This window comes from Bradyrhizobium barranii subsp. barranii (assembly GCF_017565645.3).
Classification (GTDB): domain Bacteria; phylum Pseudomonadota; class Alphaproteobacteria; order Rhizobiales; family Xanthobacteraceae; genus Bradyrhizobium; species Bradyrhizobium barranii.
In genome coordinates this window covers 3513501-3538933 of the sequence record NZ_CP086136.1, presented here as the reverse complement: position 1 = coordinate 3538933, position 25433 = coordinate 3513501, and the positions used below count along the sequence as shown (strand labels likewise).

Below are 25433 nucleotides of genomic sequence, written 5' to 3'. Positions count from 1 at the left end.
CGCGAAATATCTCCCGTTTAGGCACTCACCTTGGCATGGCCGCCGAGATAGGCGGCGCGGATCGCTTCGTTGCCCCAGAGCGCGTCGGGCTTGCCACCCAGCACGATGCGGCCGGTTTCGAGCACATAGCCGTAATCGGCCACCGACAGGCCCATGCGCGCATTCTGCTCGACGAGCAGCACCGTCGTGTTGCGCCGGATCTCCGAGATGATCTTGAACACGGCCTGCACGATGACGGGCGCAAGACCAAGCGAGGGCTCGTCGAGCAACAACAGCCGCGGCTTGGCCATCAAGCCGCGCGCAACCGCGACCATCTGCAACTGGCCGCCGGACAGCGTCCAGCCGAGCGCGTTGGTGAACTTCCGGATGTCAGGGAACAGGTCGAACATCGCGTCCGCCTCCCGCGAGATCTCCGAGGTCGGCGCCCGGCGATTGGACGCGCCGAGCATGATGTTCTCTTTCACGGTGAGACCCGGGAATACCCTGCGGCCTTCCGGTACGTGCGAGATGCCCATGCGGACGATCGCTTCCGGACCAAGACCTGCGATCGACTTGCCGTCGAACAGGATGTCGCCGGAGGTCGGCTTGGCGAGGCCGGAGATGGCGCGCAAGGTCGTGGACTTGCCGGCGCCGTTGGCCCCGAGCAGCGTCACCACCTGCCCCTGCTCCACCGCGCAGGTCACCCCGCGCAGCGCTTCGATCTCGCCGTAGCGCACCACCAGATTGCGGATTTCGAGCAACGGCATCATTCGCTCCCGAGATAGGCGGAGACGACGTCGGGATGACGCAGCACGGCCAGGGATTCGCCGTCCGCGATACGGCGTCCGAAGTTGAGCACGGTGATGTGCTGGGCCGCTTCCGAGACCAGCGTCATGTCGTGATCGATGATCAGGATGGTCAGGCCCTGCGCCGCGATGCGCTTGAGCAGCTCGTGCAGCTCCAGCTTCTCGGTCGAGTTGAGGCCGGCCGCCGGCTCGTCGAGCAGCAGCAGCGTCGGGTTCGACGCGAGCGCACGGGCGATCTCGATCAGCCGCTGATGGCCGTAGGAGAAGCTCGAGATCAGCTCGTTGGCGCGGCTGCCGAGGCCGACGAAGGTCAGCGCCTCCATCGCCCGCTCAGTCAGGGCGTCGTCGCCCTTCCCGACCATGGTGTTGCCGGGCCGCTCGGCGCCGATCTCGACATTCTCCAGCGCCGTCATCGAACGGAACAGGCGAATGTTCTGGAACGTGCGGCCGAGACCAGAAGCCGTGCGCTGATGCGGCGGCATGTGGGTGATGTCGGTGCCGTCGAGCACGATCCTGCCGGCTGTCGCTTCATAGAGACCCGAGAGCACGTTGAGCGTCGTGGTCTTGCCCGAGCCGTTCGGACCGATCAGCGCATGCACGCCGCCGCGCTTCACGGCGATGTCGACGCCGTCGACGGCCTTGAGACCGCCGAAATGCTTCGACAGGCCGGTGACTTCCAGCACCGTGTCGCCGCCGATCGTCGCCGGCTTCAATTGCAGGGCAGCCGCTGCCGGCGGCGCCTTGATCTTGGCGCGCCAGCGCGTGAAGGCGTCCGCAACAAAGCCCCAGATGCCGTCGGGCATGAAGCGGATGATCAGGATCACGAACAGGCCGTAGATTGCGAGATACAGGCCCGGTACGCTCTTGAGGAAGCGCAGCCATTCCGGGATCAGGATCAAGAGACCCGTGCCGATGGCAGAACCGATCGGCGAGGCCACGCCGCCGAGCAGCGACATGGTCAGGAACACGATCGATTCCGCAAAGGAGAACTGATCGGGGCTGACATAGGCGAAGCCGCCGGCGAACAATCCGCCCGCGAGTCCGCCGAGCAGCGCACAGAGCGCGAAGGCGTAGATCTTGGTGCGGAAGACGTCGATGCCGTTGACGCCGGCCGCGAGCTCGTTGTCGCGCACGGCGCGCATGGCGCGGCCGAGCTCGGTGTCGGAGAGATGCCAGACCAGGTAGCCGACGATCGCGAGCATCGCCACGCAGAAGGCGAGATAGCTCTGCGACGACTGGAACAGGTCGGGACGCTTAATGTTGGGGACGCCGTCGGGACCGCGCGTGAGCCAGATCGCGTTGATCATCACCAGCGTGACGATCTGCTGGAACGAGATCGTCACCATCGCAAGATAATGGCCGCCGAGCCGCAGCGTGGACTGCCGAGGAACGCGCCCGCGAGCAGCGAGATCACGCAGCCGCCGACGAGACACAGCCAGAAGCTGAGCTGCAGATCCGTCGTGCCCATGCCGACCGCATAGGCGCCGAGCCCGAAGAACGCCGCCTGCGCCAGATTGATCTGGCCGCACAGGCCGAGCACGACCGAGAGGCCGAACACCGCGATCGAGAACGTGGTGGCCTGCAGCAGGATGTTATGGACGTATCCGTCGAAGCGCATGTTGGCCGCGAGCGCGACCAGGATCGCCGCGCCGATGAAGTACGGCAGGTGCCGGATCACGAGCGGTTTCGAACGGATGGCGGGCGCCGGGATCGGCATGTTGTCGCTGGGTGCGCTCATGCCTTTTCCGCCACGCGTTCGCCGAAGATGCCTTGCGGCCGGAAGATCAGGAAGGCGACCAGCACCAGGAAGGCGAAGCCGTCCTTGTAGGGCACCGAGATATAGGCCGCACCAAAGGTCTCGATCACGCCGAGCGCGAGACCGCCGATGATGGCGCCGGCAACGTCGCCGAAGCCGCCGATGATGGTGGCCGCGAACGCCTTCAGCGCGATCGTCGAGCCCATCTGGATCGAGACGAACAGCACGGGCGCGACGAGGATGCCGGCAAGTCCGCCAAGCACCGCCGAATAGATGAAAGTGATCATGATCATGGTGGAGACGGAAATGCCGAGCAGCGAGGCCATTTCCTTGTCCTGCGAGGTCGCCTGCAGCTTCTTGCCGAGCAGCGTCTTCTCGAAGAACCAGAAATTGAAGATCACGAGACAGATGGTGACGCCGATGATCAGCAGATACTGGCTGTCGAGATAGACCGGGCCGACCTGAATGCCCGGCGTCTCAAACCAGCCTTCCAGCACCTGCGGCTGCGGGCCGTAGATCGCGAGCACGGAATTGGCGAGCAGGATCGAGGCGCCGATGGTGGCGATGATCACAGGCAGATAGGTGCGGTGGCGCAGCGGATAATAGACGCCGAGATTGAAGATGACACCGAGCAGCGCCATGCCGAGCAGCGCGACGATGAAGGCCGCCCAATAGGGCAGACCGGCTTCGACCGCGACGACCATCAGATAGGCCGCGACCATGGAGAATTCGCCCTGGGCAAAATTCACCACATTGGTGGCACGGAAGATCAGCACGAAGCCGAGCGCGACGAGCGCGTAGACGGCGCCGATACCGATGCCGGTAAAAAGGAGTTGTAGGGCGAGATCCATGACAAGCTTCTGTTGGAGGTCGGATGCGTTCGCCGAAAGACGGTTCGACCTCCCCGATCGAAATCGGGGAGGCCGCTTCAACGTCAGTCGTTGAACTCGATGTGCTTGTCGAAGACGATGTTGCCCTTCTCGTTCTTCACGATGTTGTAGCCGTGGAGACCATCGCCGTTCTGGTCGAAATTGTATTCGCCCTCGGCACCCGGGAACTTCTTGATCGCGAGGATGGCTTCGCGGACCTTGGCCGAATCGGTCGTGCCGGCCTTGTTGATGGCCGCCGACAAGACGCTGATGGCGTCGAAGGTCCAGGAGCTCTGGTTGTCGGGCGCGACCTTGACCGCATCACGGTAGATCTTGCCGAACGCCTTCGAGCCTTCGCTGGAATTCTCGGCATAATCGGCAACGCCATATGTATTGTACAGCGCGGGACCCGCGAGTTTCAGCGCGGTGATGTTGACGATCGAGGGCGAGCCGACCCAGGGAATGTTCACGCCGAGCTGACGGAGCTGCCGGGCGAAGATGCCGAGATCGTTCTCGAAGGTGAAGTATGAGCCGAGAATGTCGGCACCCGACTGCTTGATCGCGAGCACGACCGGGGTGAAGTCCTGGCTCTGGTTGGCGTAGCCTTGGTCGAGCACCGAGGGGGCACCGAGCTTTTCGAGCGCGGCGGTCAACGCCTTGCCGCCGGCGGTGCCAAAAGCGTCGGTCGAGTGCAGCACGGCCCACTTTTTCTTGCCGAGCGTATTGACGCCGTATTCGGCGATGACGCGACCGGAATAGCTGTCATTGGGGCGGCAGCGGAACAGCCACTGATTGCCCATGTGGGTGAGGTTCGGATCGGTGCCGCCGATCATCACGGGCTTGCCAAGCTTGATCACGTCGGGCGCCATCGCGTGCACCTGGGTCGAACGGATCGAGCCGAGGAACCCGACGATGTCGGACTGCGCGGCGAGCTTGGAGAAAGCGAGCACGATGCCGGGATTGGTGGTCTGGTCGTCCTCGACGATCAACTCGCCTTGTTTTCCCAGGATACCGCCGGCTTTGTTCACAGCTTCGAGCGCGAGCTTGGCGCCCTTGATGGCGTAACCGCCGGATTCAGCGGCGGGACCGGTGACGGGCGCGCACATGCCGATCTTGATGGTGGCGCCTTGCGCATGCGCGCTCTTGATGAGGTATGGCGCGGCAATGCCGGCAGCAATTCCGGCCGCGAAGTCGCGTCTCGTCAGTCTCATTCATTCCTCCCTGGGGGCCTGGCATCCTTGTCGGCCCTTCTTGGTCTTGGCTCTATCGCTGAATACAGAACCGGATGCTACTTACGAATTCTGCCGATACGAGTAAATTGATATTGCGCCAACATCGACTAACTGCGCACAGCGCGCACCCAATAGTGATCAACACCCGCGACGGCTGTCTATTCTCAGCGATTTCTCACGGCATTTTCACGCATTTCGCGGCGATCGCACTGCCCACGCATTATGCAATGATGACAGTCATGCGTAGTTGGAAAGTGATCATGCAAATTTGCCGTTACGTTTCATCCGTGACGTCACTCGCGCCCGTGGAAGCGAGACACGATTCCAACTGACCGAGCATCTCCTGCAGTTCGGCGAGCTTGCGCGCGCCGAAGCGTTGCGTGATCTCGGCGTAGATCGCTTCCGAGGATGGGGCGACCGCGGCCATCAGCTTCACGCCCTCTTTCGAGATCGAGACCATGCTGCGGCGCTGGTCCGCCTTCGCGGTCTTGCGCTCGATCAGATTGCGCGCCTCGAGATCGCGCAGGATGCGCGACAGGCTCGGGCCGAGGAGAAATGCCGTGCGCGCAAGCTCAGTCACCTCCGCGGCCTCGATGGCTGCCAATGCGCGGAGGATGCGCCATTGCTGCTCGGTCAGGCCGTGCTCGCGCAGCTTGGGACGAAATTGCCGCATCACCGCTTCACGTGCCCTGAGCAGCGACATCGGCAGCGAACGCGAAAAGTCGCGCATCGGCACCTGCCGTGCGGCGGGCTCACTTCCGTTCGCGGGATCAGCCGGTCTCTTCGTCATGACGCCCTTTCAAGCCGCAAAATGTTTGCAGTGCAGCAAACCCAAATTGTGTTTGACGCATTCACTTAACATGTTAAGTATCTCCGGGCACCACGATTTGTAAGATCACAGATGGCGCTTTCCAACGACGATATCCAAGCTTGCGCGAACCGTCTGCACCAGGCGGAGAAGACCCGCACCCAGATCCGGCAGCTCTCGCAGGATTTTCCGGGCATTACCATCGCTGACGCCTACGCGATTCAGAAGGCCTGGGTCGACCTCAAGCTCGCGGAGGGCCGCACCGTCAAAGGCCACAAGATCGGCTTGACTTCGAAGGCGATGCAGAGCGCGCTCAATATCGACGAGCCGGATTCCGGCGTGCTGCTCGACGAAATGTTCTTTGCCGATGGCGGCCTTGTCCCGACCGAGCGCTTCATCGCCACGCGTGTCGAGGCCGAGCTTGCCTTCGTCATGAGCAAGCGCCTCGCGGGGCCGGACTGCACGATGTTCGACGTGCTCAACGCCACCGATTTCGTGGTGCCGGCGCTGGAGATCTTGGACACGCGCATCGAACGTGTCGACCCCAGCACCAAAGCGACGCGAAAAATCTACGACACCATCGCCGACAACGCGGCGAATGCCGGCATCGTGCTCGGTGGACGGCCGATCCGCCCGCTGGACGCCGACCTGCGCTGGATCGGCGCGCTCTGCTTCAAAAACGGCCAGCTCGAAGAGACGGGCCTTGCCGCCGGCGTGCTCAATCATCCCGCCACTTCCGTGGCCTGGCTCGCCAACAAGATCGCGCCGCTCGGCCTTGCGCTGGAGCCCGGGCAGATCGTGCTCGCCGGCTCCTTCATCCGTCCGATCGAGACCCGCAAGGGCGACACAATTCAGGCCGATTATGGCGCCTACGGCTCGGTGAGCTGCTACTTCGCTTAGACGAACAAAAAAACAGGGAGTGAAACCGCGATGCCGCATTTCACCATCGAATATTCGGCCAATCTCGATGGCCGCCTCGACATCGGCGCCGTCTGCGAGGTGGTGCGGAAGGCGGCGGTCGAGACCGGCATCTTCCCGCTCGGCGGCATCCGCGTCCGCGCCATTAGATGCGAGCACTATGCGATCGCCGACGCGCGACAGGACTACGGCTTTCTCGACATGGTGCTGCGCATCGGCGAAGGCCGCGACCTTCCCACGCGCCAGAAAGCCGGCGAGCACGTCTTCCAGGCGCTTTCAAAACATCTCGATCCCGTCTTCGCCGCCAGCAAGTTCGCCCTGTCGTTCGACATGCAGATCAACGACAAGGACACCAGCTGGAAGCGCAACAACATCCACGACGCCCTGAAAGTGGAGGCTGCCCATGGATAAGCCCACGCCGAAAGCCGATGTGTTCCAGGCCAACCGCGACCGCGCGGCGCCGCTGCTGAAGAAACTGCGGGCCGACGGCATCGGCCACATGATCGACGGCAAGATCGTCGCCTCGATCTCCGGTGAGACATTCGAGACGAAGTCGCCGGTTGACGGCGCTACGCTTGCGAGCGTCGCGCGCGGCAACGCCGAGGACATCGACGCCGCAGCCACCGCCGCTGCGCTGGCCTTCAAGTCCTGGCGCGACATGGGACCGGCGATGCGGAAGAAGCTGCTGCACCGCGTCGCCGACGCGATCGAGGACAATGCCGACGACATCGCCGTGCTCGAATGCATCGACACCGGCCAGGCCTATCGCTTCATGGCCAAAGCCGCGATCCGCGCCGCCGAGAATTTTCGCTTCTTCGCGGACAAATGCGCCGAGGCGCGCGATGGCCAGAACACGCCGAGCGACGAGCACTGGAACGTCTCGACCCGCGTGCCGATCGGTCCGGTCGGCGTGATCACGCCGTGGAACACGCCGTTCATGCTCTCGACCTGGAAGATCGCCCCGGCGCTGGCCGCGGGCTGCACCGTCGTGCACAAGCCGGCCGAATGGTCGCCAGTGACGGCCGCCATTCTCGCAAGGCTCGTCAAGGAAGCCGGCGTTCCCGACGGCGTGCTCAACACCGTGCACGGTTTTGGCGAGGAGGCCGGCAAGGCCCTGACCGAGCATCCCGCGATCAAGGCGATCGGCTTCGTCGGCGAGAGCGCGACGGGATCGGCGATCATGGTTCAGGGCGCGCCGACCTTGAAGCGCGTGCATTTCGAGCTCGGCGGCAAGAACCCGGTGATCGTGTTCGACGACGCCGATCTCGACCGCGCGCTCGATGCCGTCGTGTTCATGATCTACTCCCTCAACGGCGAACGCTGCACATCGTCGAGCCGCCTGCTGATCCAGCAAAGCATTGCCCAGACATTCATCGAGAAGCTGACCGCGCGCGTCAAAGCGCTGAGGGTCGGCCATCCCCTCGATCCCGCCACCGAGATCGGGCCGCTGATCCACGAGCGGCACCTCGCAAAAGTCTGCTCCTATTTCGACATCGCTCGGCAGGATGGTGCTGTGATCGCCGTCGGCGGCAAGACCTATGACGGCCCCGGCGGCGGACATTACGTCGAGCCGACACTGGTGACCGGCGCAACCGGCAAGATGCGCGTGGCGCAGGAGGAAGTGTTCGGCCCCTTCCTCACCGTGCTGCCCTTCAAGGACGAGGCCGACGCCATCGAGATCGCTAACGACACCCGCTACGGCCTGACCGGCTATGTCTGGACCAACGACGTTGGCCGCGCACTGCGCGTTGCCGACGCGCTGGAGGCCGGCATGATCTGGCTGAACTCGGAAAACGTCCGCCATCTGCCGACGCCGTTCGGCGGCATGAAGGCCTCAGGTATCGGCCGCGATGGCGGCGACTACTCGTTCGACTTCTACATGGAAACCAAGCACGTCTCGCTGGCGCGGGGCACGCACAAGATTCAGAAATTGGGAATCTGACGCTCGTCGAGCCGAGGGGAAACGCCGATGCCCGTACCGCAACACATCTTCGAACCGCCGTTCAACATCATCCGCTCCAGTCACGTCGTGCTCGACGTGACCGACCTGAATCTCAGCCGCGCGTTCTACGAGACCACCGTCGGGCTGCATGTCGAGGATGCCGACGACAAGGTCGTCTACTTGCGCGCAGCCGAGGAGCACCAGCATCACTCGCTGGTGTTGCGCAAGGCGGCGGTGCCCGCCTGCGCCCGGCTCGGCTTCAAGGTCGGCAACGACAAAGACCTCGACAAGGCCGCCTCCTTCCTCTCGGAGAACGGTCTCTCTTACGCCTTCGTCGACCAGCCCTTCCAGGGCCGCACGCTGCAATTCACCGACCCCTTCGGCTTCCAGATCGAGCTCTACGCGTCGATGGACCGCCGCCCGCATCTGCTTCGCCGCTACGATCTCTACAGGGGATGCCATCCGCAGCGGCTCGATCATTTCAACGTCTTCGCCGCCGAGGTGCAGGACACCGTCGACTTCTATGCCCGGCTCGGCTTCCGTCTGACCGAATACGCCGAGGAGGACGGACCGAACGGGCGCATTGCGGCTGCCTGGATGCATCGCAAGGGCAATGTCCACGATTTCGCGATCACCAACGGCAAGGGTCCGCGCCTGCACCACTTCGCCTATTGGACGCCGACGGCGATGAACATCATCCATCTCTGCGACGTCATGGCCTCACAAGGCTTCGTCAAGAACATCGAGCGCGGACCGGGACGCCACGGCATCTCGAATGCGTTCTTCCTCTACGTGCGCGACCCCGACGGGCACCGTCTCGAACTCTACACCAGCGACTACTTCACCGGCGATCACGACCACGAGCCGCTGCGCTGGTCGCTGCGCGATCCGCGCCGCCAGACGCTGTGGGGCGCGCCGGCGCCGCGGTCCTGGTTCGAGCAGGGCTCGCCGTTTAGCGGGCAAGCCGTGCGTGAGCCGAAGTTCGTCGCCGACGTGCTGGTGGCGGATTGATGCCGGTGACAAGCAAAATAACTCTCCCTGTCGTCCCTGCGAAAGCAGGGACCCATAACCACAGGGAGGAGTTTGGCGAAGGTTGGTCGTTCGGGATTGTCATCGCACGCTATCGATAGATCACGCGGTATGGGTCCCTGCTTTCGCAGGGACGACAAGAGAGATAGATTGCCTATGAAGCTCCCTCGCCTCGCCACCTATTCCGTCAAGGGTGAAACCAAGTACGGCGCCGTCCTTGAGGGCGGCATCGTCGATCTCTCCGCACGCCACGCAAAAGACTATCCGACGCTGCGCGAAGTGATCGCCGCCGAAAAGCTCGTGAGCCTTGCCGAGGAGGCCGCCAGCCGCGCGCCGGATCACGCGCTCGGCGACATCACCTGGCTGCCGCCGGTGCCCGCGCCGGAAAAGATCATCTGCATCGGCGTCAACTATCCCGACCGCAATGCCGAGTACAAGGACGGCCAGGAGGCGCCGAAATATCCGAGCATGTTCATGCGCTCGCCCCGCTCCTTCGTCGGCCACGACACGCCGCTGGTGCGTCCGCGCGCGTCAGCGCAGCTCGACTACGAAGGCGAGATCGTGCTGGTGATCGGCAAGCCCGGCCGGCACATCGCGGAAAGTGCCGCGCTCGACCACGTCGCGGCGCTCACGCTCTGCAACGAAGGCTCGGTGCGCGACTGGCTGCGCCATGCCAAGTTCAATGTCACGCAAGGCAAGAACTTTGATTCCAGCGGCAGCCTCGGGCCCTGGCTCGTGCCTTACACCAAGGAAGCACAGATCGCGGACATTCGCCTGACAACGCATGTCAATGGCGAGTTGCGGCAGGACGACCGCACCAGCCGGCTGATGTTTCCGTTCCGCTATCTCATCAGCTATATCTCGACTTTCGCCACGCTCGTCCCCGGTGACATCATCGTGACGGGCACGCCGACCGGTGCCGGCGCGCGGTTCGATCCGCCGCGCTACCTCAAGCCCGGCGACGTCATCGAGGTCGCGGCCGAAGGCATCGGAGCCTTGCGCAACGGCGTCATCGACGAAGCCTGACGAACAATTGAAGTGGAATGATGCAATGACGACCCTCACCGGCGGCGAAGCGATCGTAAGCGGGCTTGTCGCCCATGGCGTCGACACTGTGTTCGGCCTGCCCGGCGCACAGGTCTACGGCCTGTTCGACGCCTTCCACCAGGCCCAGCTCAAGGTGATCGGCGCACGGCACGAGCAGGCCTGCGGCTATATGGCGTTCGGCTATGCACGCTCCAGCGGCAGGCCCGGCGTGTTCAGCGTAGTGCCCGGCCCCGGCGTGCTCAACGCAAGCGCGGCGCTGCTGACCGCCTACGGCTGCAACGAGCCGGTGCTGTGCGTCACCGGCCAGGTGCCGACGCAGTTTCTTGGCAAGGGCCGCGGCCATCTGCACGAGATGCCGGACCAGCTCGCCACCTTGCGTACCTATGTCAAATGGGCCGACCGCATCGAAACGCCCGGCAACGCGCCGACGACCGTATCGCGCGCCTTCCAGGAAATGACGTCCGGCCGTCGCGGCCCCGCCTCGGTCGAGATGCCCTGGGATATCTTCACCCAGCGCGCGGACACCTGTGCCGCAAAGGTGCTGGAGCCGCTGCCCGCACCATTGCCCGATCCTGATCTGATCACGCAGGCGGCCGCGGTGATCAGGAGCAGCAAGACGCCGATGATCTTTGTTGGCAGCGGCGCGATCGAGGCGCGCGACGAAATCCTCGAGCTCGCCGAGATGATCGATGCACCCGTCGTCGCCTTCCGTAGCGGGCGCGGAATCGTCTCCAACGCGCATGAGCTGGGGCTCACGATGGCTGCCGCCTACAAGCTGTGGCCGAAGACCGATCTCATGATCGGCATCGGCTCGCGACTGGAGCTGCCGACCATGTCGCGCTGGCCGTATCGGCCCGACGGGTTGAAGAGCATCCGCATCGACATCGATCCCGTCGAGATGCGGCGCTTCATCTCCGACACCGCCATCGTCGCCGACGCCAAGACCGCGACCGCCGATCTGATCCAAGCGGTCAGCAAGGCCGGCTACAGCAAGACCGCCGGCCGCCGCGCCGCGATCCGCGAGGCCACCGCGACCGCGCTGGCAGAGATCCAGAGCATCCAGCCGCAGATGGCGTATCTCAACATCCTGCGCGAGGTGCTGCCGGCCAACGCGATCGTCACCGATGAATTGTCGCAATTCGGCTTCGCGTCCTGGTACGGCTTTCCGATCTACGAGCCGCGCACCTTCATCACGTCAGGGTATCAGGGCACGCTCGGCTCGGGCTTCCCCACAGCGCTCGGCGCCAAGGTCGCCAACCCCGACAAGCCCGTGGTCGCGATCACCGGCGACGGCGGCTTCATGTTCGGGGTGCAGGAGCTTGCCACCGCCGTGCAGTTCAACATCGGCGTGGTGACGCTGGTGTTCAACAACAACGCCTATGGCAATGTCCGCCGCGACCAGCGCGAGCGCTTTAACGGCCGCGTGGTGGCGTCCGATCTGGTCAATCCGGATTTCGTCAAGCTCGCGGAGTCCTTTGGTGTGGCTGCTGCGCGCGTCACCGCGCCGGACCAGTTCAAGGCGGCGATGGAAAAGGCGCTGGCCCATGGCGGGCCATATCTGATTTCGGTGGAAGTGACGCGGGATTCGGAAGTCAGCCCCTGGGCGTTCATTCATCCGCCAAAGCCGTAAACGAAGCATCGTCGCACCGAGACTCTTCCCTTCTCCCCTTGTGGGAGAAGGTGCCTTCCCGAAGGGAAGGCGGATGAGGGGTCTCTATTCGCGGAGACAGACCCCTCATCCGTCTCGCTGCCGCTTCGCGTCAGCGATCCACCTTCTCCCACAAGGGGAGAAGGAAGGTCAGCGCGTCCTGCGAAACGTCAAATTGATCCGCTTCCTTCCCAGCAGCGCGTGCTCGCCATCGGCGAGCGGCGCAACGCCGTGATAGGCGAGCCTGCTGGCCCCGCCCCAGACGACCAAGTCGCCATGGACGAGCCGGAAGCGGCGCGGCTTGTCGCTGCGCGCCAGGCCGCCGAACAGGAAGGTCGCGGGCAGGCCGAGCGAGACCGAGACGATTGGCGCCGAATAGTCCAGCTCGTCCTTGTCCTGATGCAGCGACAGCCGCGTGCCGGGCTCGTAGCGATTGACGAGGCACGCGTCGGGCGCAAAGCCGGTGAACCCGCCCTGCTCCGCCGCGCCTCGAGCCAGGTCGCGAAGCACCGTCGGCATCTCGGGCCATGGCGCGCCGGTTCGCGGATCGATGGGATCATAGCGATAGCCGGTGTGATCGGTGATCCAGCCGCGCTCGCCGCAATTGGTCATCGCCACCGACATCAGGTGGCCGCCGGGCGTGGTCATGCGGCGGAACGGCGACTGCGCCACGATCGCGCGTACGGCGGCGATCAGCTCGCTCTCGATCGGCCTGACGAACCCGCGCAGCAGCACGGCGCCGTCGGCGATCTCCTCGCGCGACGGCTGTGCCTCGGCGGCGGTGTCAAACAGATCACCCGTCAATCGCAGCGCTCACTTGGCATCATGGAAGATCACACCCAGCGTGTGACGCTGACCGGAGCGAATCCGGCTGACGCCATGGCGCAGGTTAACCCGGTAGGTGCCGCGCGTCCCCTGCACCGGGCGATGATGCACGGCAAAAGCCACAGCATCGCCCTGCATCAGCGGCACGACCTCGGCGCGCGACTGCATGCGCGGGCGCTGCTCAGTCAGCACGAACTCACCGCCGGTAAAATCGCGTCCCGGCTCGGACAAGAGGATAGCGACCTGGAGCGGAAACACGTGCTCGCCATAGAGGTCCTGGTGCAGGCAATTGAAGTCGCCCGCCTCATATTGCAGCAGCAGCGGCGTCGGTCGCGCCTGGCCTGCCTCGTGGCAGCGCTTGAGGAACGCGGCATGCGCGGCCGGGTAACGGATGTCGATCCCCATCGCCTCGTTCCAGCGATTGGCGACGCCCTGAAGATGCGCATAGAGCGCCGGGCGGAGCTGCGCGATCAGATCGGGCAACGGGTAGGAGAAGTATTTGTACTCGCCACGGCCAAAACCGTGGCGGCCCATGACGATGCGACTGCGGAAGCCTGCATCATCAGGATAGAGCGCGGCGATGGCGCGGCATTGGTCCGGCGTCAGCAGATTCTTCAGGACGGCGCTGCCCTGGGCGTCGAGCTCGGCGGTGATTTGAGGCCAGTCGAGGGCGTCGACGTGGGTGGCGAGGTCGACTGAGGGCTTAGGGGGTGATTTGCGTGCCGTTGCTGTCATGACTGCCACCTTCGCAAGACCGGCCCGCCCTTTGCCACCCGATTCCCGACTATCTCCTCGTCATTGCGAGCGCAGCGAAGCAATCCAGAGTCTTTCCGCAGAGGGATCCTGGATTGCTTCGTCGCAAGGGCTCCTCGCAATGACGGCGGAGGGGTATCAGCCTCGCACCGGCAGCGTCGCCACGTCGTAGCCGTGCTTGATCGTGCGCTTCAGCACCGGATCCTCAAGCTCGAACTCGAAGCGATCGGCGGGGCGGATGCCTCCCTTGGCCGCAAAGGTGCCGCCGAACATGGCGCAGCCGTCGGGGAACTTGCCACTCTCAAAGCCTCGCGCGATCAGCTCGGCGACCGGCAGCATCGCGTCGAGCGTACCCTCCTGGTAGAGCACGCGCTCGCCCTTGATGGTGGCGTAGGAGCGCAGGATCATCCTGTCCCAATGACCGATGACGTCCTCGAGCTCCCAGAGCGTGGATGCGACCGGCTTGTCGCACATCTGCTTGGAGACCGTGACGTTGTAGGCCTCGACCTTGCGGTCGGTATGGTCGGAGCCGCAGCCGACGAAGATGCGGCCCTGCCAGCCGATCAGCACGAATTCGACCTCGCCGGAGGAATCGCCGCCACAGCATTCGATGCCGTCTTCCTGGGTCAGCCGGCGCGCCGAGGCGCGGTAGTAGATCGGCGTCGAGGCCGGCGGGGCGATGCCCATCTCTTGCAGCTCGGCGATGTGCTTGTCGCGCGCGACGGGATCGCGGCCGGTCCAGCCCGCGATAACCATCTGGTCGATCGCCAATGTCAGCGGCGTGGTGGTGTCCTGGGCGTCAACGGTGAAAGTCAGGTCAAACACGAATTACGGCCTCCATGCCGGCAGCAAGCTCGAAAATACGACGGTCAGATCCGCCCGCGCCCGCCAGCATCAGGCCGACGGGAACGTCACCCTCGCGATGCGCGGGCAGCGAGATGGCGCAGCCGTCGATCATGTTGATGAGGGTGCAATTGCGCAGCGCCCGCAGGTTTTCCCTGGTGAACGCCTTGTCATCGGCGAGATCGGAAATCTTCGGCGGGGTGTTGGCGGTGGTAGGCAGCACCAGCGCGTCATAGGGCGCGACGCGCGCATTGACGCGCGCGATCAGCGAGCGGCGCTCGTTGAGGAGATCGATGTAATCGGCAGCGCTCTGCGCCTCGCCGCGCATGATGCGCACGGAGACCCTGGGGTCGTAGACGTCGCCCTTGGCCGTAATGAGGTAGCGATGCCAGGCATAGCTTTCGGACGCCGCAAAGCCGCCCTTGGCGTTCATCGGGCCGATGTCGTGAAATTCGGCCATCTCGATGCGCTCGATGATCGCACCGTGATCGGCAAGGCTCTTGAGCGCGCGCTCGAACGTCGAGGCCACGTCCGCATCGAGATCGTCGAGCGCAATCGTGGTCGGCACTGCGAGCCGCATGCCCTTTACCGGTCGCGGCTTCAGCGGGACGATCGGCTCGTTCGCGAGCACGGCATCGAGAATGGCACAGCAGCTGACCGACCGCGCCAGCGGCCCGATGCTGTCGAGCGAGAAGGACAGCGGCACGGAGCCGTCCAGCGGCACGCGGCGCTGCGTCGGCTTGTAGCCGACGATGCCGTTGAAGGCGGCCGGAATCCGGCAGGAGCCGCCGGTGTCGGTGCCGAGCGCGCCATGCGCCATGCCGTCGAGCACGGACACCGCGGCGCCCGAGGACGAGCCGCCGGGCACGTGTCCCTCGGCCCGGTTCCAGGCGCCCTTCGGCGTACCGTAATGCGGATTGATGCCGATGCCGGAATAGGCGAACTCAGTCATGTTGGTCCGCCCGATCACGACGAAGCCGGCCTTGCGCAGCCGCGCCACCGTCGCGGCGTCCTGATCGGCCGGCGCAGAATCGTCGAGCGCGCGGGAGCCGGCGCGCGTGACCTGGCCCTTGATGTCGAAGAGATCCTTGATCGAGACCGGGATACCGGCATAGCGCGACGGCGCCGCCTTGACCTTGCGCAAGCCGTCCATCGCATCCGCGGTTGCGAGCGCGGCGTCCTTGTCGACGTGGATGAATGTGCGTTGGCCCTCGCCGGCCGGGTCGGCGATCCTGGCGAGGCATGCCTCGACCAGCGTGCGGGAGGTCGTGCGGCCGCTTTCGAGGTCGTCGGCGAGTTTCGCCAGTGTCGGAAAATCGGGCATGTCTGTCTCACGGAATATTGCGCGCGCAATCTATAGCGCCGCCTCGGTTCGACACAAGCATTGTGCGCATGATGGCATGCATGCGCATTGCTGGACCGTTGACGCGCGATGGTCGATTGTCGCATCAAGATCGAAACAGCCAGGCGTGAAGCCCAGGCCTTATCAAGAATTGCCTTTGGGAGGGTTTTCCGACATGGCCGAACCGCAGCGCGCGCGCCCGAAACCGACGCCGGAGACCCAGCATTTCTGGGACGGCACGAAAGCGGGCGAATTGCGTTTGCAGCGCTGCGACGCCTGCGCGCATGTCTATTTCCCACCGCGCCCGTTCTGCCCGTCCTGCGCCTCGCGCAAGGTCAGCATCTTCAAGGCGAGTGGCAAGGGTTTCCTCTACAGCTACGTGATCAATCACCGTCCCGCCGCTCCCGGCTTCACGCCGCCTTATGCGATCGCGGTGGTCGAGCTCGCCGAAGGACCGCGGATGATGAGCAACATCATCGATTGTCCGCAGACGCCGGAGGCGCTTGAGCTCGACATGAAGCTCGAGGTCGCCTTCCAGGCGCTCGACGACAAGATCACCCTCCCCGTGTTCCGTCCGGCGAAGGGATAGGCCATGCGCAGCAACCAGGTTGCCGTCGTCGGCGCGGCCGAGACCACCGAACTCGGTGTCATCCCCAATATGTCGCAGCTCCAGCTCCACGCGGATGCGGCGCTCAACGCCATCGCGGATGCCGGGCTGAAACTCTCCGACATCGACGGCTTTGCCACCGCGGTCGAAACGCCGCAGCAGGTCTGCCATTATCTCGGCATTAGGCCTACCTGGGTGGACGGCACCTCGGTCGGCGGCTGCTCGTTCATGCTGCACGTTCGCCATGCGGCGGCGGCGATCGAGGCAGGTCTCTGCAAGACCGTGCTGATCACGCATGCCGAGAGCGGCAAGTCGATGATCGGCAAGGCGCCGCGCTCGATCCCCGCCGACAGCCTGCAAGGGCAGTTCGAGGCGCCCTTCGGCGTCTACGGCCCGCCCAGCATGTTCCCGATCCTCGTGCTGCGCTTCATGAAGACCTACGGCATCACGCATGAGCAGCTCGCCTCGGTGGCGGTGGTGCAGCGGGAATGGGCGGCCAAAAATCCGCGCGCGATGATGAAGGACCCGATCACGGTCGCCGACGTGCTCAACTCGCGTATGATCGCCTATCCGTTCCGGCTCTTGCAGTGCTGCCTCGTCACCGACGGCGGCGGTGCGTTGATCCTGACCTCGGCCGACCGCGCCAAGGATTTTCCGAGCAAGCCCATCTACATCATGGGCACTGGCGAGAGCGTGGAAACGCCGATGGTCAGCCAGATGGAAACGTTCAATTCCTCGCGCGCGTTTAAAACCGCAGGCCCCCTCGCCTTCAAGGAGGCTGGCATCGCGCACAAGGACGTCGACCATCTCATGATCTACGATGCCTTCGCGCATCTGCCGCTGTTCGGCCTCGGCGATCTCGGCTTCATGCCGCATGAGGAGACGGGCAAATTCATCGCCGACGGCAACACGCGGCCCGGCGGGAAACTGCCGCTTAACACCAATGGCGGCGGATTGAGCTACATGCATTCGGGCATGTACGGCATGTACGCACTCCAGGAGAGCGTACGCCAGATGCGCGGGATTGCGCCGGCACAGGTGCCGAATGCGAAGATTTCGGTGTGCCACGGCGTCGGCGGCATGTTCGCGGCAAGTGGCACGATCGTGTTTACGAACGAGAGGTAACGACTGTCATTCCGGGGCGTCGCGTCAGCGACGAGCCCGGAATCCATAACCACGATCGGGAGTGTGGATTCCGGGCCTGCGCCTTGCGGCGCATCCCGGAATGACGGTGGAATTTGGAACGGCTAGCGGAGAACCCACATGACAAAATCACTGCAAGACAAGGTCATCATCGTCACCGGCGCGGGCCGCGGCATCGGGCGCGAGATCGCGCTGCTCTGCGCGGCGGAGGGCGCCAAGGTCGTCGTCAACGACCCCGGTGTTGCCGCCGACGGCGCCGGTTCCAGCGCTTCGCCTGCCGAGGAGGTGGTCGACGAGATCAAGAAGCGCGGCGGCATCGCGGTGCCCAATTTCGAGTCGGTGGCGGAAGCTGTCCCCGCCAGCAAGATCGTGAAGACCGCGACCGATCATTTCGGCCGGCTCGACGGCGTCGTCAACAATGCCGGCATTTTGCGCGACATGATCTTCCACAAGATGAGCGTGGAAGCGTTCGAGGCCGTCATCAAGGTTCACCTGATGGGCTCGTTCTACGTCAGCCACGCCGCGGCGCGGATCTTTCGCGAGCAGGAGAGCGGCTCCTTCGTGCACTTCACCTCGACCTCCGGCCTGATCGGCAATTTTGGCCAGGCCAACTACGCCGCGGCCAAGCTCGGCATCATCGGGCTGTCGAAGTCGATCGCGCTCGACATGGGCCGCTTCAACGTCCGCTCCAACTGCGTCTCGCCGTTCGCCTGGACCCGCATGATCGGCACCATCCCGACCGAGACTGAAGCCGAGAAGGCGCGCGTCGAGAAGATCAAGCAGATGGGACCGGAGAAGATCGCGCCGATCTGCGCCTATCTGCTCTCCGATGCCGCCAAGGACGTCTCCGGGCAGATCTTCGGCGCACGCATGAACGAGCTGTTCCTGTTCAGCCAGAACCGCCCGCTGCGCTCGGTTCATCGCAGCGAGGGCTGGACGCCGCAAACGAACGCGGAACACGGCATGCCGGCACTGAAGGGCTCGTTCTACAAGCTCGACCGTTCCGCCGACATCTTCCCCTGGGATCCCGTCTAGCCGTTTTCCCAGCAATTGTTGCGTTGCGATCTCCGGTTGTCCGACCGGAGATCGCCCGCATTACGCCCGATTGCGGGCGAATGGTTTCCTTCCAACAAAAAACGGGAGGCGACTATGACAAAATCACTGACCAATTCTGCCGAAACTGACGAGCCTTGCCTTGGACGCCGCACCCTCTTGAAGGGCGCGGCAGCGGCGGTAGCCGCGACGGGCGTCACCATGAACGCAGCCCTGGCCGCCTCCGTTACGCCGTTCGGCCAGACCGCTACTCCGACGAGGTCGACGGCGCCATTGCCCTTGGGACCTCTGCCCGGCAGCCGCTACCCGGACTCCCGTCTGGAATCCGCGAAGAAGGGGCCGCCAACGTTCGGGCCTGCCGACTTCCCGGCCTTCGCCGGCACCATGGCGGTCGAGCGTGTTGCAACCGGCTTCCGATGGGCCGAGGGTCCCGTGTATTTCGCGGCCGGACGATACCTGCTGTTCAGCGACATTCCCAATAACCGCATCATGCGCTTCTCGGAGGATGACGGTCACGTCAGCGTCTACCGTCAGCCCTCGATGAATTCGAACGGCAACACCATCGATCGCGAAGGACGCCTGATCACATGCGAGCATAGCGGTCGGCGCGTGACACGGACCGAACTCGACGGCTCGATCACCATCATTGCTGACAAATTCAATGGCAAACGACTGAACTCGCCGAACGATGCGGTCGTCACCGCCGATGGCGCGATCTGGTTCACCGATCCGGCCTACGGCATCGGCGGCTTCTACGAGGGCGTCAAGGCCGACCCCGAGCAGGAGAAGAAGAACGTCTACCGCGTCGACCCGAAAACCGGCGACGTCAAGGTCGTCATCGACGATTTTGTGGAGCCCAACGGGATCACCATCTCGCCCGACGAGAAGAAGCTCTACATCTGCGAGACCGGATTCACGGACGGACCGGACAACCCATCGCATATCCGCGTGTTCGACCTCGACGTGGCGGCGGGGAAGGTGTCGAACAGCAAGGTCTTCGCCGAGATGCCAAAGCCAAGCATCACCGACGGCGTCCGCTGTGACACCGAAGGACGGGTCTGGTGTTCGGTGGGCTGGGGCGATCCGAACGAAGACGGCGTGCGCTGCTATACGGCCAACGGCCAACTGCTTGGCAAAATTCACATCCCGGAAACCGTCGCCAACCTGAGCTTCGGCGGGCAGCAGCGAAACAGACTCTATATCTGTGGCTCGACATCGCTCTATGCTGTGTACACCGGTGTGCAGGGCGCACTAAAGCCGTGAACATCAACGAATAGCGAATGGTGAGTAGCGAATAGTCGGCAGCGCACGCCTTCTGTTCGCTACTCGCCCTACTACCCCGTATTCCGCAATCCGGCCGAAATGCCGTTGATCGTCAGCTGAATCCCGCGCAGCACCTGCTCGTCCGGGTTCTGCGCGCGATGCTCTTTCAGCAATTCGACCTGCACGTGGTTGAGCGGATCCAGATAGGGGAAGCGGTGGCGCACCGAGCGCTCCAGCAGCGGGTTGCCCTGGAGGAGCCGATCCTGCCCCATGATGTCGAGCAGCGTCTCGATGCAGGAATGCCATTCGCGGCGGATGCGGCCGAAGATCTTTTCGCGGAGCGCCTCGTCGGGCACGAGCTCGGCATAGCGCGAGGCGATCGCGATCGAGCTTTTCGCCAGCACCATGTCCATGTTCGAGAGCAGCATGCGGAAGAACGGCCATTCCCTGTAGAGCTCCTTCAGGAACGGCATGCCCTTGTCGGGATGCTCCGCGATCCACTGCTCGACCGCACTGCCAAAGCCATACCAGCCCGGCAGCATCAGGCGGCACTGCGCCCAGGAGAACACCCAGGGGATGGCGCGCAGATCCTCGATCGCGCGGGTCTTCTTGCGCGAGGCCGGACGGCTGCCGATGTTCAGCGTCGCGATCTCGTTGATGACGGTGGAGGCCCAGAAATAATCGACGAAACCGTCGGTCTCGTAGACGAGGCCGCGATAGGCCTTGAAAGCGAGATTTGAAAGCTCGTCCATCGCGGTGAGATATTCGCGGCGCGGCGCGCTCTGGCGCGGATGCAGCAGGCTCGCCTCCAGCGTCGCGGCCGCGAGGATCTCCAGATTGTTGCGGCCGACTTCGGCGTTGGAATATTTCGACGAGATGATCTCGCCCTGCTCGGTGATGCGGATCTGCCCGTTCACCGCGCCGCCGGGCTGGGCGATGATGGCATCATAGCTCGGGCCGCCGCCGCGGCCGACCGAGCCGCCGCGGCCGTGGAACAGGCGCAGTCGCACGCCGTGGCGCTCGAACACGTCGACGAGGCCGATTTCAGCCTTGTAAAGCTCCCAGCCCGAGGTGACGAAGCCGCCATCCTTGTTCGAGTCGGAATAGCCGAGCATGACCTCCTGTACGCTGCCGCGGCTGTCGACGAGGCGGCGGTAATCGTGCAGCGACAGCATGCGATCCATGATGGCGCTGGAGGCCTGCAAATCCTCAATGGTCTCGAACAGCGGCACGATGTTGATGGCGCTGCGCCCGGAGGGATGGACGAGGCCGACTTCCTTGAGCAGCACGGCCACTTCGAGCATGTCGGACATGCCCTTGCACATCGAGATGATGCATTGGGGGATGGCGTCCGAGCCGAACTTCGCATGCGCCTCTGCGGCGGAATGGAAGACGTTGAGCTCGCCCATGGTCTCGTCACTGTATTTGACGAATGGCGAGACCAGCGAGCGCGTGCTGCGTAATTCATTGGTGAGCAGCGAGATGCGCGCGTCCTCGCCCAGCGCGAGATAGGACATGCCGGGGTTCGCGGCATCCATCAGCTCGGCGATGGTACGTTCGTGCACAGCCGAGTTCTGGCGGATGTCGAGCCGGGCCAGATGGAAGCCGAAGCAATCCACCGCACGCCGCAGCAGCCGCAGCCGGCCGCGGGCGATGACGCGGGCATTGTTGGAGATCAGCGAACGGTGCAGCACGTCGAGATCGGCCTGCAACTCCTTGACGGTCTCGTAAGGCCTGCCCTTGCCGACCGGCCGGCGCGTGATCTCGACCTCGAGCTTTTCGGCCGTCGCCGTCAGGCGCGCATAGATGCCGGAGACCGCGAGACGATAAGGCTCGCCGCTCCGGTGCGGCGAGGTGTCGGGCGAGCGTTCCGCCAGCGTCCGCAGCTCCTCGGAGACGTCGGCGAGGTGCGCCGCGATCGACAGCTCCGAGCCGAGCACATGCAGCTCGTTGAGATAGAATTGCATCACCCGGCTCGACTGGAGCCGCAGGGTCCCGCGCATCACGTCGGCGGTGACGAAGGGATTGCCGTCGCGGTCGCCGCCGATCCAGCTGCCCATGCGCAGGAACGAGGCGAGCTCGCTGGCAGCCGCCTCGCCAGCCTCCTCCAGCCGGTCTTCGAGCACATTGACCAGCCGCGGCACCTCGCGCAGGAAGGTGTAGTCGTAGAACGACAGACCGTTGGCGACCTCGTCGAGCACGGTGAGCTTGGTCCGGCGCAAGAGATTGGTCTGCCACAGCGTCAGCACCTCGCGGCGAAGCTGTTCGTCGCTGGCGGCGGCCTCGTCCGCAGTCAGCGCAACGCGCTCGCGGCGGTCCAGCAGGCTAGCGACCTCCATCTCGCGGTCCATGGTGCTCTTGCGGCGGACCTCGGTCGGGTGCGCGGTCAGGACCGGGCTGACCAGCGCGGTCTTGAAGAAATTGCGCAGCACGTCGGAGCTGATCCCGGCGTCCCTGGCGTGGGCCAGCGTCTCCGCCAGCACGCCGGAACCGGTGCTCTGGGCGGCACTGCGGGCGCGCATCTGGCGAATGTTGTTCTGGTCCTCGGCGATGTTGGCGAGGTGGGAGAAATAGCTGAAGGCGCGGACGATCCGCACCGTCTCGGAGGTCGACATGGTGTCGAGGATCTGCTCGAGCTCGCGGCGGGCGAGCCGGTCCTCGTCGCGGTGGAACCGGATCGAGGTCTGCCGGATGCGCTCGACCAGGTCGAACAACTCGGCACCTTCCTGGTCGCGCACGGTGTCGCCCAGGATGCGTCCAAGCAGGCGGATGTCGTCACGCAGCCGCGCATCCGCCTCCAGCGCCTGGGCGTCCTCAGCGCGGTTCGCGCGGTTGTCAATGGCGTCGGGTGGCACGGTCTGGAGGGACATGGCTCGCTTCCTTGTTCGAGCTCGCTTCGCTGCCCGGCTCCGCCGAGTGTGCAAGTTTTTTGCCGCAGCGCAAGATGAAGTTGGGGGCGGCGCACACTGAAAGGGACGATCACTCCTTGCGGCTAGGCCGGCACGATCACCTTGCCGATCGGCCAGAGCGCGATCCCCGCGAGCTTCAGATGGGCCCAGGCAAAGGGAATGCCGATGATGGTGACGGCGAAGATCACGGCTGTCAGCACGTGGCCGAGTGCCAGCCACCAGCCGGCCAGCACGAACCAGATAATGTTCCCGATCACCCCGAGCGGGCCGGTGCCGATATCGCCCATACCGGTGACCTCGTCGCGGTTGACCGCGCGCGAGCCGAACGGCAGCAGGGCGTAGACCGCGATGTTGAACGCCGCCCGCGCCCAGGGAAGGCCGATGATGGTAATGGCCATGATGACGGAAGCCACCAGCCAGCCGAATGCCATCCAGGCACCGCCGATGAGAATCCAGATCACGTTGAGCAGAATGGAAACGGGGGCCATTAGATTTAGGAACCTTGGGATGATCCGGGGTCAATGAGCCCTCTTATAGCACGACCTCCGCGGTCATAGTCCATGACGCCGGCTGCGTTCGGCACGCAGCGATGTGCCGACAAATCCGACATCCTCGATCCCGCGCGAAATTTCCCTTGCACAGAGCCACAGCGTCAGCGCGGCGGCACCGATCGCGGCCAGCCCCGAGATCAGAACAGGATTGGGACAGAATATGACGAGAAGATTATCGAGTGGAACGGACCCGGTTGGCCAGCGCGGACTGCAAGAAGATGCCAGAGCCAAACCGCACAGCAGGATGGTGACAGCATTCGCTCCAGCCAGGGCGACCACGACGATCGCAAGACCCTTCTTCATGGAGAGGACGAGATCAACCACCTTCACGACCGCACAGCATGCGACCACGACAACGATGGCCAGGCCCCATCCGGAAATCCCGGCGGCGATGGCCTGACCGCTCCAAGCCCACGCAGCAGCAACACAGGCCAACAGAGTGAGATTGACCTTCACGGCTTCGGGAAATTTGCAACGAAGCGCGTAAGGATTCGCCTTCTCGATGAGGTCCAGCAATGCGCAGGCGATCAATCCGGCCGCAAAGCCGCCGAGATGGACGCCCCAGTCGATCCGCGAATTGCCGAGCGCAAACGCGATGTTCAATCCGATGTTGATGGCGAAGAAGTCGAACCTGACGTCGAGCTTGCCGAGGATCCACAGGCAGAGCAGCGCACCCAAAATGCCCGACGTGGCGCCGGACGCGCCGACAGTCAAATAGGGCGTGGAATGGATGCCATTGCCGATGACGGCGCCGAACACCATCGCGCAGAGATAGATGATGAGGAAATAGGCCGGTCCCACTCGCCGCTCGAGATGTCCGCCCCACAGCACGAGGCACAACATGTTCATGGTGAGGTGGACGAAGTTGACATGCAGGAAGCCATAGGCGAGCAGGCGCCAGTACTCATGCCGCGCGATTGCGCCCGAATACATGCCGCCATAGCGATACAGCAACTCTGCCGGCGCCGCCGGACTGCCTGCCTGGATGAAGCAGAATCCCGACGCCAGGACGGTCACCGTCATCAGCGCGTAAAGGGCCGCATGAGGAACTTCGAAGAAGCTGGCGCGGTATAAGGGCATCGGCGATCGCAAGCGGTTGGCGTGGGAACGTCAACCTAGCCGAGCCGATTACTGATTGCTACTCCAGCGTGCGCGATCAGGCGGCGCCTACCGTCCCTCGAATTTCGGCTCGCGCTTCTCCATGAACGCCTTCATGCCCTCGGCCATGTCCTGTGTCTTGAACAGCGGCAGAAGCTGGAGGTAGACGTGGTGAACGTGATCGGAGAAGTTCTCGTTGAGGCCCATCCGCATCATGCGCTTGGAGGCCTGCACCGCGAGCGGCGCGTTGGCTGCGATTTCGCGGGCGATGGCGCGGGTGCGGCCCATCAGGTCGGCATCCGGCACGACCTCGTTGGCGAGGCCCCAGTCCAGACACTCGCGGGCGCTGAGCGTCCGACCGGTGAAGATCAGCTCGGAAGCCTTGGCCCAGCCGAGCATCCGCGGCAGCAGCCAGGTGCCGCCGGATTCCGGCACGACGCCGCGCTTGACGAAGGCGGCGGCGAGTTTCGAGGACTCCGCCATGATGCGGATGTCGCAGCCGAGCGCGGTGTCCATGCCGTAACCGGCGGCGCCGCCGTTGACGGCGCAGATGGTCGGCTTGTCCATAGCCTGAAGCACGGTCGGCGGCGTGTTGCGCAGATTGATCGTGGTCGGCGAGGACGCGGCACTGAGGCCATTGCCGTCGCGCTCCTTGCGCAAATCGAGGCCGGCGCAGAATGCTCGCCCCTTGCCGGTGAGGATCACGACCCGGACGTTGCGGTCCTCATTGGCCTCGGTCAGCAGCCGCGCCAGATCGTTCAGCATCGGGCCGGAGATCGTGTTCATGCGCTCCGGCGCATTCAGCGTGATCACCGCGATGTGGTCGGCGACTTCGTACAGCACTTCCTTGGCAGCGTCGCTCATAATGAATGTTTCCCTGCGTGTCCCTCGTCGGGTGGGCAAAGGCGCGTTTGCGCCGTGCCCACCTTCGGTACCTGCGATCGCCATGGTGGGCACGCTTCCGCCTTCGCTCGTTGAGCTACGGCGGACAAGTCGCTTTGCCCACCCTACG

At 64.2% G+C, this 25433-nt stretch carries 22 protein-coding genes and 1 pseudogene; 10 read left to right on the top strand and 13 right to left on the bottom strand.

Annotated features, from left to right (window positions below; all coding sequences use genetic code 11):
* Nucleotides 1-17 precede the first annotated feature (17 nt).
* The 5 genes and pseudogenes from J4G43_RS16925 to hpaR all read right to left on the bottom strand — a co-directional run bounded on the left by J4G43_RS16925 (nucleotide 18) and on the right by hpaR (nucleotide 5432).
* Complete coding sequence (locus J4G43_RS16925; protein WP_071917611.1) at nucleotides 18-746, bottom strand: ABC transporter ATP-binding protein; 729 nt, start codon at nucleotides 744-746, stop codon at nucleotides 18-20.
* Nucleotides 746-2523: pseudogene (locus tag J4G43_RS16920) on the bottom strand (branched-chain amino acid ABC transporter ATP-binding protein/permease). Before J4G43_RS16920 ends, J4G43_RS16925 begins: the two are co-directional and overlap by 1 nt.
* Nucleotides 2520-3392: a branched-chain amino acid ABC transporter permease gene (locus J4G43_RS16915; protein ID WP_071915720.1), complete on the bottom strand. Its 873-nt coding sequence runs from the start codon at nucleotides 3390-3392 to the stop codon at nucleotides 2520-2522. Before J4G43_RS16915 ends, J4G43_RS16920 begins: the two are co-directional and overlap by 4 nt.
* An 83-nt stretch (nucleotides 3393-3475) precedes the next feature.
* Nucleotides 3476-4621, bottom strand: coding sequence for an ABC transporter substrate-binding protein (locus J4G43_RS16910; protein ID WP_208085692.1), 1146 nt, complete (start codon nucleotides 4619-4621; stop codon nucleotides 3476-3478).
* A gap of 295 nt (nucleotides 4622-4916) precedes the next feature.
* Nucleotides 4917-5432, bottom strand: a complete 516-nt coding sequence (hpaR, locus tag J4G43_RS16905; protein ID WP_071915722.1) for a homoprotocatechuate degradation operon regulator HpaR — start codon at nucleotides 5430-5432, stop codon at nucleotides 4917-4919.
* A 111-nt stretch (nucleotides 5433-5543) separates the two neighbouring features.
* Here hpaR and hpaH point away from each other — a divergent pair, with 111 nt between their 5' ends.
* From hpaH to J4G43_RS16875, 6 genes are all read left to right on the top strand, one after another.
* Nucleotides 5544-6350: a 2-oxo-hept-4-ene-1,7-dioate hydratase gene (gene hpaH / locus J4G43_RS16900; protein WP_208085691.1), complete on the top strand. Its 807-nt coding sequence runs from the start codon at nucleotides 5544-5546 to the stop codon at nucleotides 6348-6350.
* A 30-nt stretch (nucleotides 6351-6380) separates the two neighbouring features.
* Nucleotides 6381-6779 carry a 5-carboxymethyl-2-hydroxymuconate Delta-isomerase gene (locus J4G43_RS16895; protein ID WP_038957103.1) on the top strand — a complete coding sequence of 133 codons (399 nt, stop codon included), beginning with the start codon at nucleotides 6381-6383 and terminating at the stop codon, nucleotides 6777-6779.
* Entirely contained in the window at nucleotides 6772-8310 is a 1539-nt protein-coding gene (gene hpaE / locus J4G43_RS16890) for a 5-carboxymethyl-2-hydroxymuconate semialdehyde dehydrogenase (RefSeq protein ID WP_208085690.1), read from the top strand. Before J4G43_RS16895 ends, hpaE begins: the two co-directional genes overlap by 8 nt.
* Before the next feature lie 27 nt (nucleotides 8311-8337).
* Nucleotides 8338-9321: a 3,4-dihydroxyphenylacetate 2,3-dioxygenase gene (gene hpaD, locus J4G43_RS16885; RefSeq protein WP_208085689.1), complete on the top strand. Its 984-nt coding sequence runs from the start codon at nucleotides 8338-8340 to the stop codon at nucleotides 9319-9321.
* Nucleotides 9322-9495: 174 nt separating this feature from the next.
* Nucleotides 9496-10365 (top strand): fumarylacetoacetate hydrolase family protein, encoded by an 870-nt coding sequence (locus tag J4G43_RS16880; protein WP_208085688.1) that lies wholly within the window; start codon nucleotides 9496-9498, stop codon nucleotides 10363-10365.
* A gap of 25 nt (nucleotides 10366-10390) precedes the next feature.
* Nucleotides 10391-12016 carry a thiamine pyrophosphate-dependent enzyme gene (locus J4G43_RS16875; RefSeq protein WP_208085687.1) on the top strand — a complete coding sequence of 542 codons (1626 nt, stop codon included), beginning with the start codon at nucleotides 10391-10393 and terminating at the stop codon, nucleotides 12014-12016.
* 168 nt (nucleotides 12017-12184) lie between these two features.
* Here J4G43_RS16875 and alkB read toward each other — a convergent pair whose 3' ends face one another.
* The 4 genes from alkB to J4G43_RS16855 all read right to left on the bottom strand — a co-directional run bounded on the left by alkB (nucleotide 12185) and on the right by J4G43_RS16855 (nucleotide 15779).
* Nucleotides 12185-12838 (bottom strand): DNA oxidative demethylase AlkB, encoded by a 654-nt coding sequence (gene alkB / locus J4G43_RS16870; RefSeq protein WP_208085686.1) that lies wholly within the window; start codon nucleotides 12836-12838, stop codon nucleotides 12185-12187.
* 9 nt (nucleotides 12839-12847) lie between these two features.
* Nucleotides 12848-13594, bottom strand: a complete 747-nt coding sequence (locus J4G43_RS16865; protein ID WP_208085685.1) for a 2OG-Fe(II) oxygenase — start codon at nucleotides 13592-13594, stop codon at nucleotides 12848-12850.
* 156 nt (nucleotides 13595-13750) lie between these two features.
* The gene (locus J4G43_RS16860) at nucleotides 13751-14437 is read right to left on the bottom strand and encodes a DUF2848 domain-containing protein (RefSeq protein ID WP_208085684.1); all 687 of its coding nucleotides are present in this window, start codon (nucleotides 14435-14437) and stop codon (nucleotides 13751-13753) included.
* Complete coding sequence (locus J4G43_RS16855) at nucleotides 14430-15779, bottom strand: amidase (protein ID WP_208085683.1); 1350 nt, start codon at nucleotides 15777-15779, stop codon at nucleotides 14430-14432. The genes J4G43_RS16860 and J4G43_RS16855 overlap by 8 nt, the downstream gene beginning before the upstream one ends.
* A 193-nt stretch (nucleotides 15780-15972) precedes the next feature.
* Between J4G43_RS16855 and J4G43_RS16850 the strand changes: the two genes are divergently transcribed.
* The 4 genes from J4G43_RS16850 (at nucleotide 15973) to J4G43_RS16835 (ending at nucleotide 19863) form a co-directional block, all read left to right on the top strand.
* Nucleotides 15973-16386, top strand: a complete 414-nt coding sequence (locus tag J4G43_RS16850; protein ID WP_038957112.1) for a Zn-ribbon domain-containing OB-fold protein — start codon at nucleotides 15973-15975, stop codon at nucleotides 16384-16386.
* 3 nt (nucleotides 16387-16389) lie between these two features.
* Nucleotides 16390-17529, top strand: a complete 1140-nt coding sequence (locus tag J4G43_RS16845) for a thiolase C-terminal domain-containing protein (protein ID WP_208085682.1) — start codon at nucleotides 16390-16392, stop codon at nucleotides 17527-17529.
* A 138-nt stretch (nucleotides 17530-17667) separates the two neighbouring features.
* Nucleotides 17668-18582, top strand: coding sequence for an SDR family oxidoreductase (locus tag J4G43_RS16840; protein WP_208085681.1), 915 nt, complete (start codon nucleotides 17668-17670; stop codon nucleotides 18580-18582).
* A 114-nt stretch (nucleotides 18583-18696) separates the two neighbouring features.
* Nucleotides 18697-19863 carry an SMP-30/gluconolactonase/LRE family protein gene (locus J4G43_RS16835; protein WP_208089340.1) on the top strand — a complete coding sequence of 389 codons (1167 nt, stop codon included), beginning with the start codon at nucleotides 18697-18699 and terminating at the stop codon, nucleotides 19861-19863.
* Nucleotides 19864-19934: 71 nt separating this feature from the next.
* Here J4G43_RS16835 and ppc read toward each other — a convergent pair whose 3' ends face one another.
* From ppc to J4G43_RS16815, 4 genes are all read right to left on the bottom strand, one after another.
* Nucleotides 19935-22733: a phosphoenolpyruvate carboxylase gene (gene ppc, locus J4G43_RS16830; RefSeq protein WP_208085680.1), complete on the bottom strand. Its 2799-nt coding sequence runs from the start codon at nucleotides 22731-22733 to the stop codon at nucleotides 19935-19937.
* Between the two features lie 122 nt (nucleotides 22734-22855).
* The gene (locus J4G43_RS16825; RefSeq protein WP_071915736.1) at nucleotides 22856-23260 is read right to left on the bottom strand and encodes a YccF domain-containing protein; all 405 of its coding nucleotides are present in this window, start codon (nucleotides 23258-23260) and stop codon (nucleotides 22856-22858) included.
* 63 nt (nucleotides 23261-23323) lie between these two features.
* Nucleotides 23324-24403 carry a rhomboid family intramembrane serine protease gene (locus J4G43_RS16820; protein ID WP_208085679.1) on the bottom strand — a complete coding sequence of 360 codons (1080 nt, stop codon included), beginning with the start codon at nucleotides 24401-24403 and terminating at the stop codon, nucleotides 23324-23326.
* 87 nt (nucleotides 24404-24490) lie between these two features.
* Complete coding sequence (locus tag J4G43_RS16815) at nucleotides 24491-25285, bottom strand: enoyl-CoA hydratase/isomerase family protein (RefSeq protein WP_208085678.1); 795 nt, start codon at nucleotides 25283-25285, stop codon at nucleotides 24491-24493.
* Between the last annotated feature and the right edge of the window lie 148 nt (nucleotides 25286-25433).

What these genes read in the sequence shown, in the direction of transcription:
- hpaD (WP_208085689.1), top strand. Translation starts at nt 8,338, where the DNA reads ATGCCCGTACCGCAACACATCTTCGAACCGCCGTTCAACATCATCCGC.
- J4G43_RS16910 (WP_208085692.1), bottom strand. Translation starts at nt 4,621, where the DNA reads ATGAGACTGACGAGACGCGACTTCGCGGCCGGAATTGCTGCCGGCATT.
- J4G43_RS16820 (WP_208085679.1), bottom strand. Translation starts at nt 24,403, where the DNA reads ATGCCCTTATACCGCGCCAGCTTCTTCGAAGTTCCTCATGCGGCCCTT.
- hpaR (WP_071915722.1), bottom strand. Translation starts at nt 5,432, where the DNA reads ATGACGAAGAGACCGGCTGATCCCGCGAACGGAAGTGAGCCCGCCGCA.
- J4G43_RS16845 (WP_208085682.1), top strand. Translation starts at nt 16,390, where the DNA reads ATGCGCAGCAACCAGGTTGCCGTCGTCGGCGCGGCCGAGACCACCGAA.
- J4G43_RS16895 (WP_038957103.1), top strand. Translation starts at nt 6,381, where the DNA reads ATGCCGCATTTCACCATCGAATATTCGGCCAATCTCGATGGCCGCCTC.
- hpaE (WP_208085690.1), top strand. Translation starts at nt 6,772, where the DNA reads ATGGATAAGCCCACGCCGAAAGCCGATGTGTTCCAGGCCAACCGCGAC.
- J4G43_RS16840 (WP_208085681.1), top strand. Translation starts at nt 17,668, where the DNA reads ATGACAAAATCACTGCAAGACAAGGTCATCATCGTCACCGGCGCGGGC.
- J4G43_RS16880 (WP_208085688.1), top strand. Translation starts at nt 9,496, where the DNA reads ATGAAGCTCCCTCGCCTCGCCACCTATTCCGTCAAGGGTGAAACCAAG.
- J4G43_RS16815 (WP_208085678.1), bottom strand. Translation starts at nt 25,285, where the DNA reads ATGAGCGACGCTGCCAAGGAAGTGCTGTACGAAGTCGCCGACCACATC.
- J4G43_RS16925 (WP_071917611.1), bottom strand. Translation starts at nt 746, where the DNA reads ATGCCGTTGCTCGAAATCCGCAATCTGGTGGTGCGCTACGGCGAGATC.
- hpaH (WP_208085691.1), top strand. Translation starts at nt 5,544, where the DNA reads ATGGCGCTTTCCAACGACGATATCCAAGCTTGCGCGAACCGTCTGCAC.
- J4G43_RS16835 (WP_208089340.1), top strand. Translation starts at nt 18,697, where the DNA reads ATGACAAAATCACTGACCAATTCTGCCGAAACTGACGAGCCTTGCCTT.
- J4G43_RS16865 (WP_208085685.1), bottom strand. Translation starts at nt 13,594, where the DNA reads ATGACAGCAACGGCACGCAAATCACCCCCTAAGCCCTCAGTCGACCTC.
- J4G43_RS16850 (WP_038957112.1), top strand. Translation starts at nt 15,973, where the DNA reads ATGGCCGAACCGCAGCGCGCGCGCCCGAAACCGACGCCGGAGACCCAG.
- ppc (WP_208085680.1), bottom strand. Translation starts at nt 22,733, where the DNA reads ATGTCCCTCCAGACCGTGCCACCCGACGCCATTGACAACCGCGCGAAC.
- J4G43_RS16875 (WP_208085687.1), top strand. Translation starts at nt 10,391, where the DNA reads ATGACGACCCTCACCGGCGGCGAAGCGATCGTAAGCGGGCTTGTCGCC.
- J4G43_RS16825 (WP_071915736.1), bottom strand. Translation starts at nt 23,260, where the DNA reads ATGGCCCCCGTTTCCATTCTGCTCAACGTGATCTGGATTCTCATCGGC.
- J4G43_RS16915 (WP_071915720.1), bottom strand. Translation starts at nt 3,392, where the DNA reads ATGGATCTCGCCCTACAACTCCTTTTTACCGGCATCGGTATCGGCGCC.
- J4G43_RS16855 (WP_208085683.1), bottom strand. Translation starts at nt 15,779, where the DNA reads ATGCCCGATTTTCCGACACTGGCGAAACTCGCCGACGACCTCGAAAGC.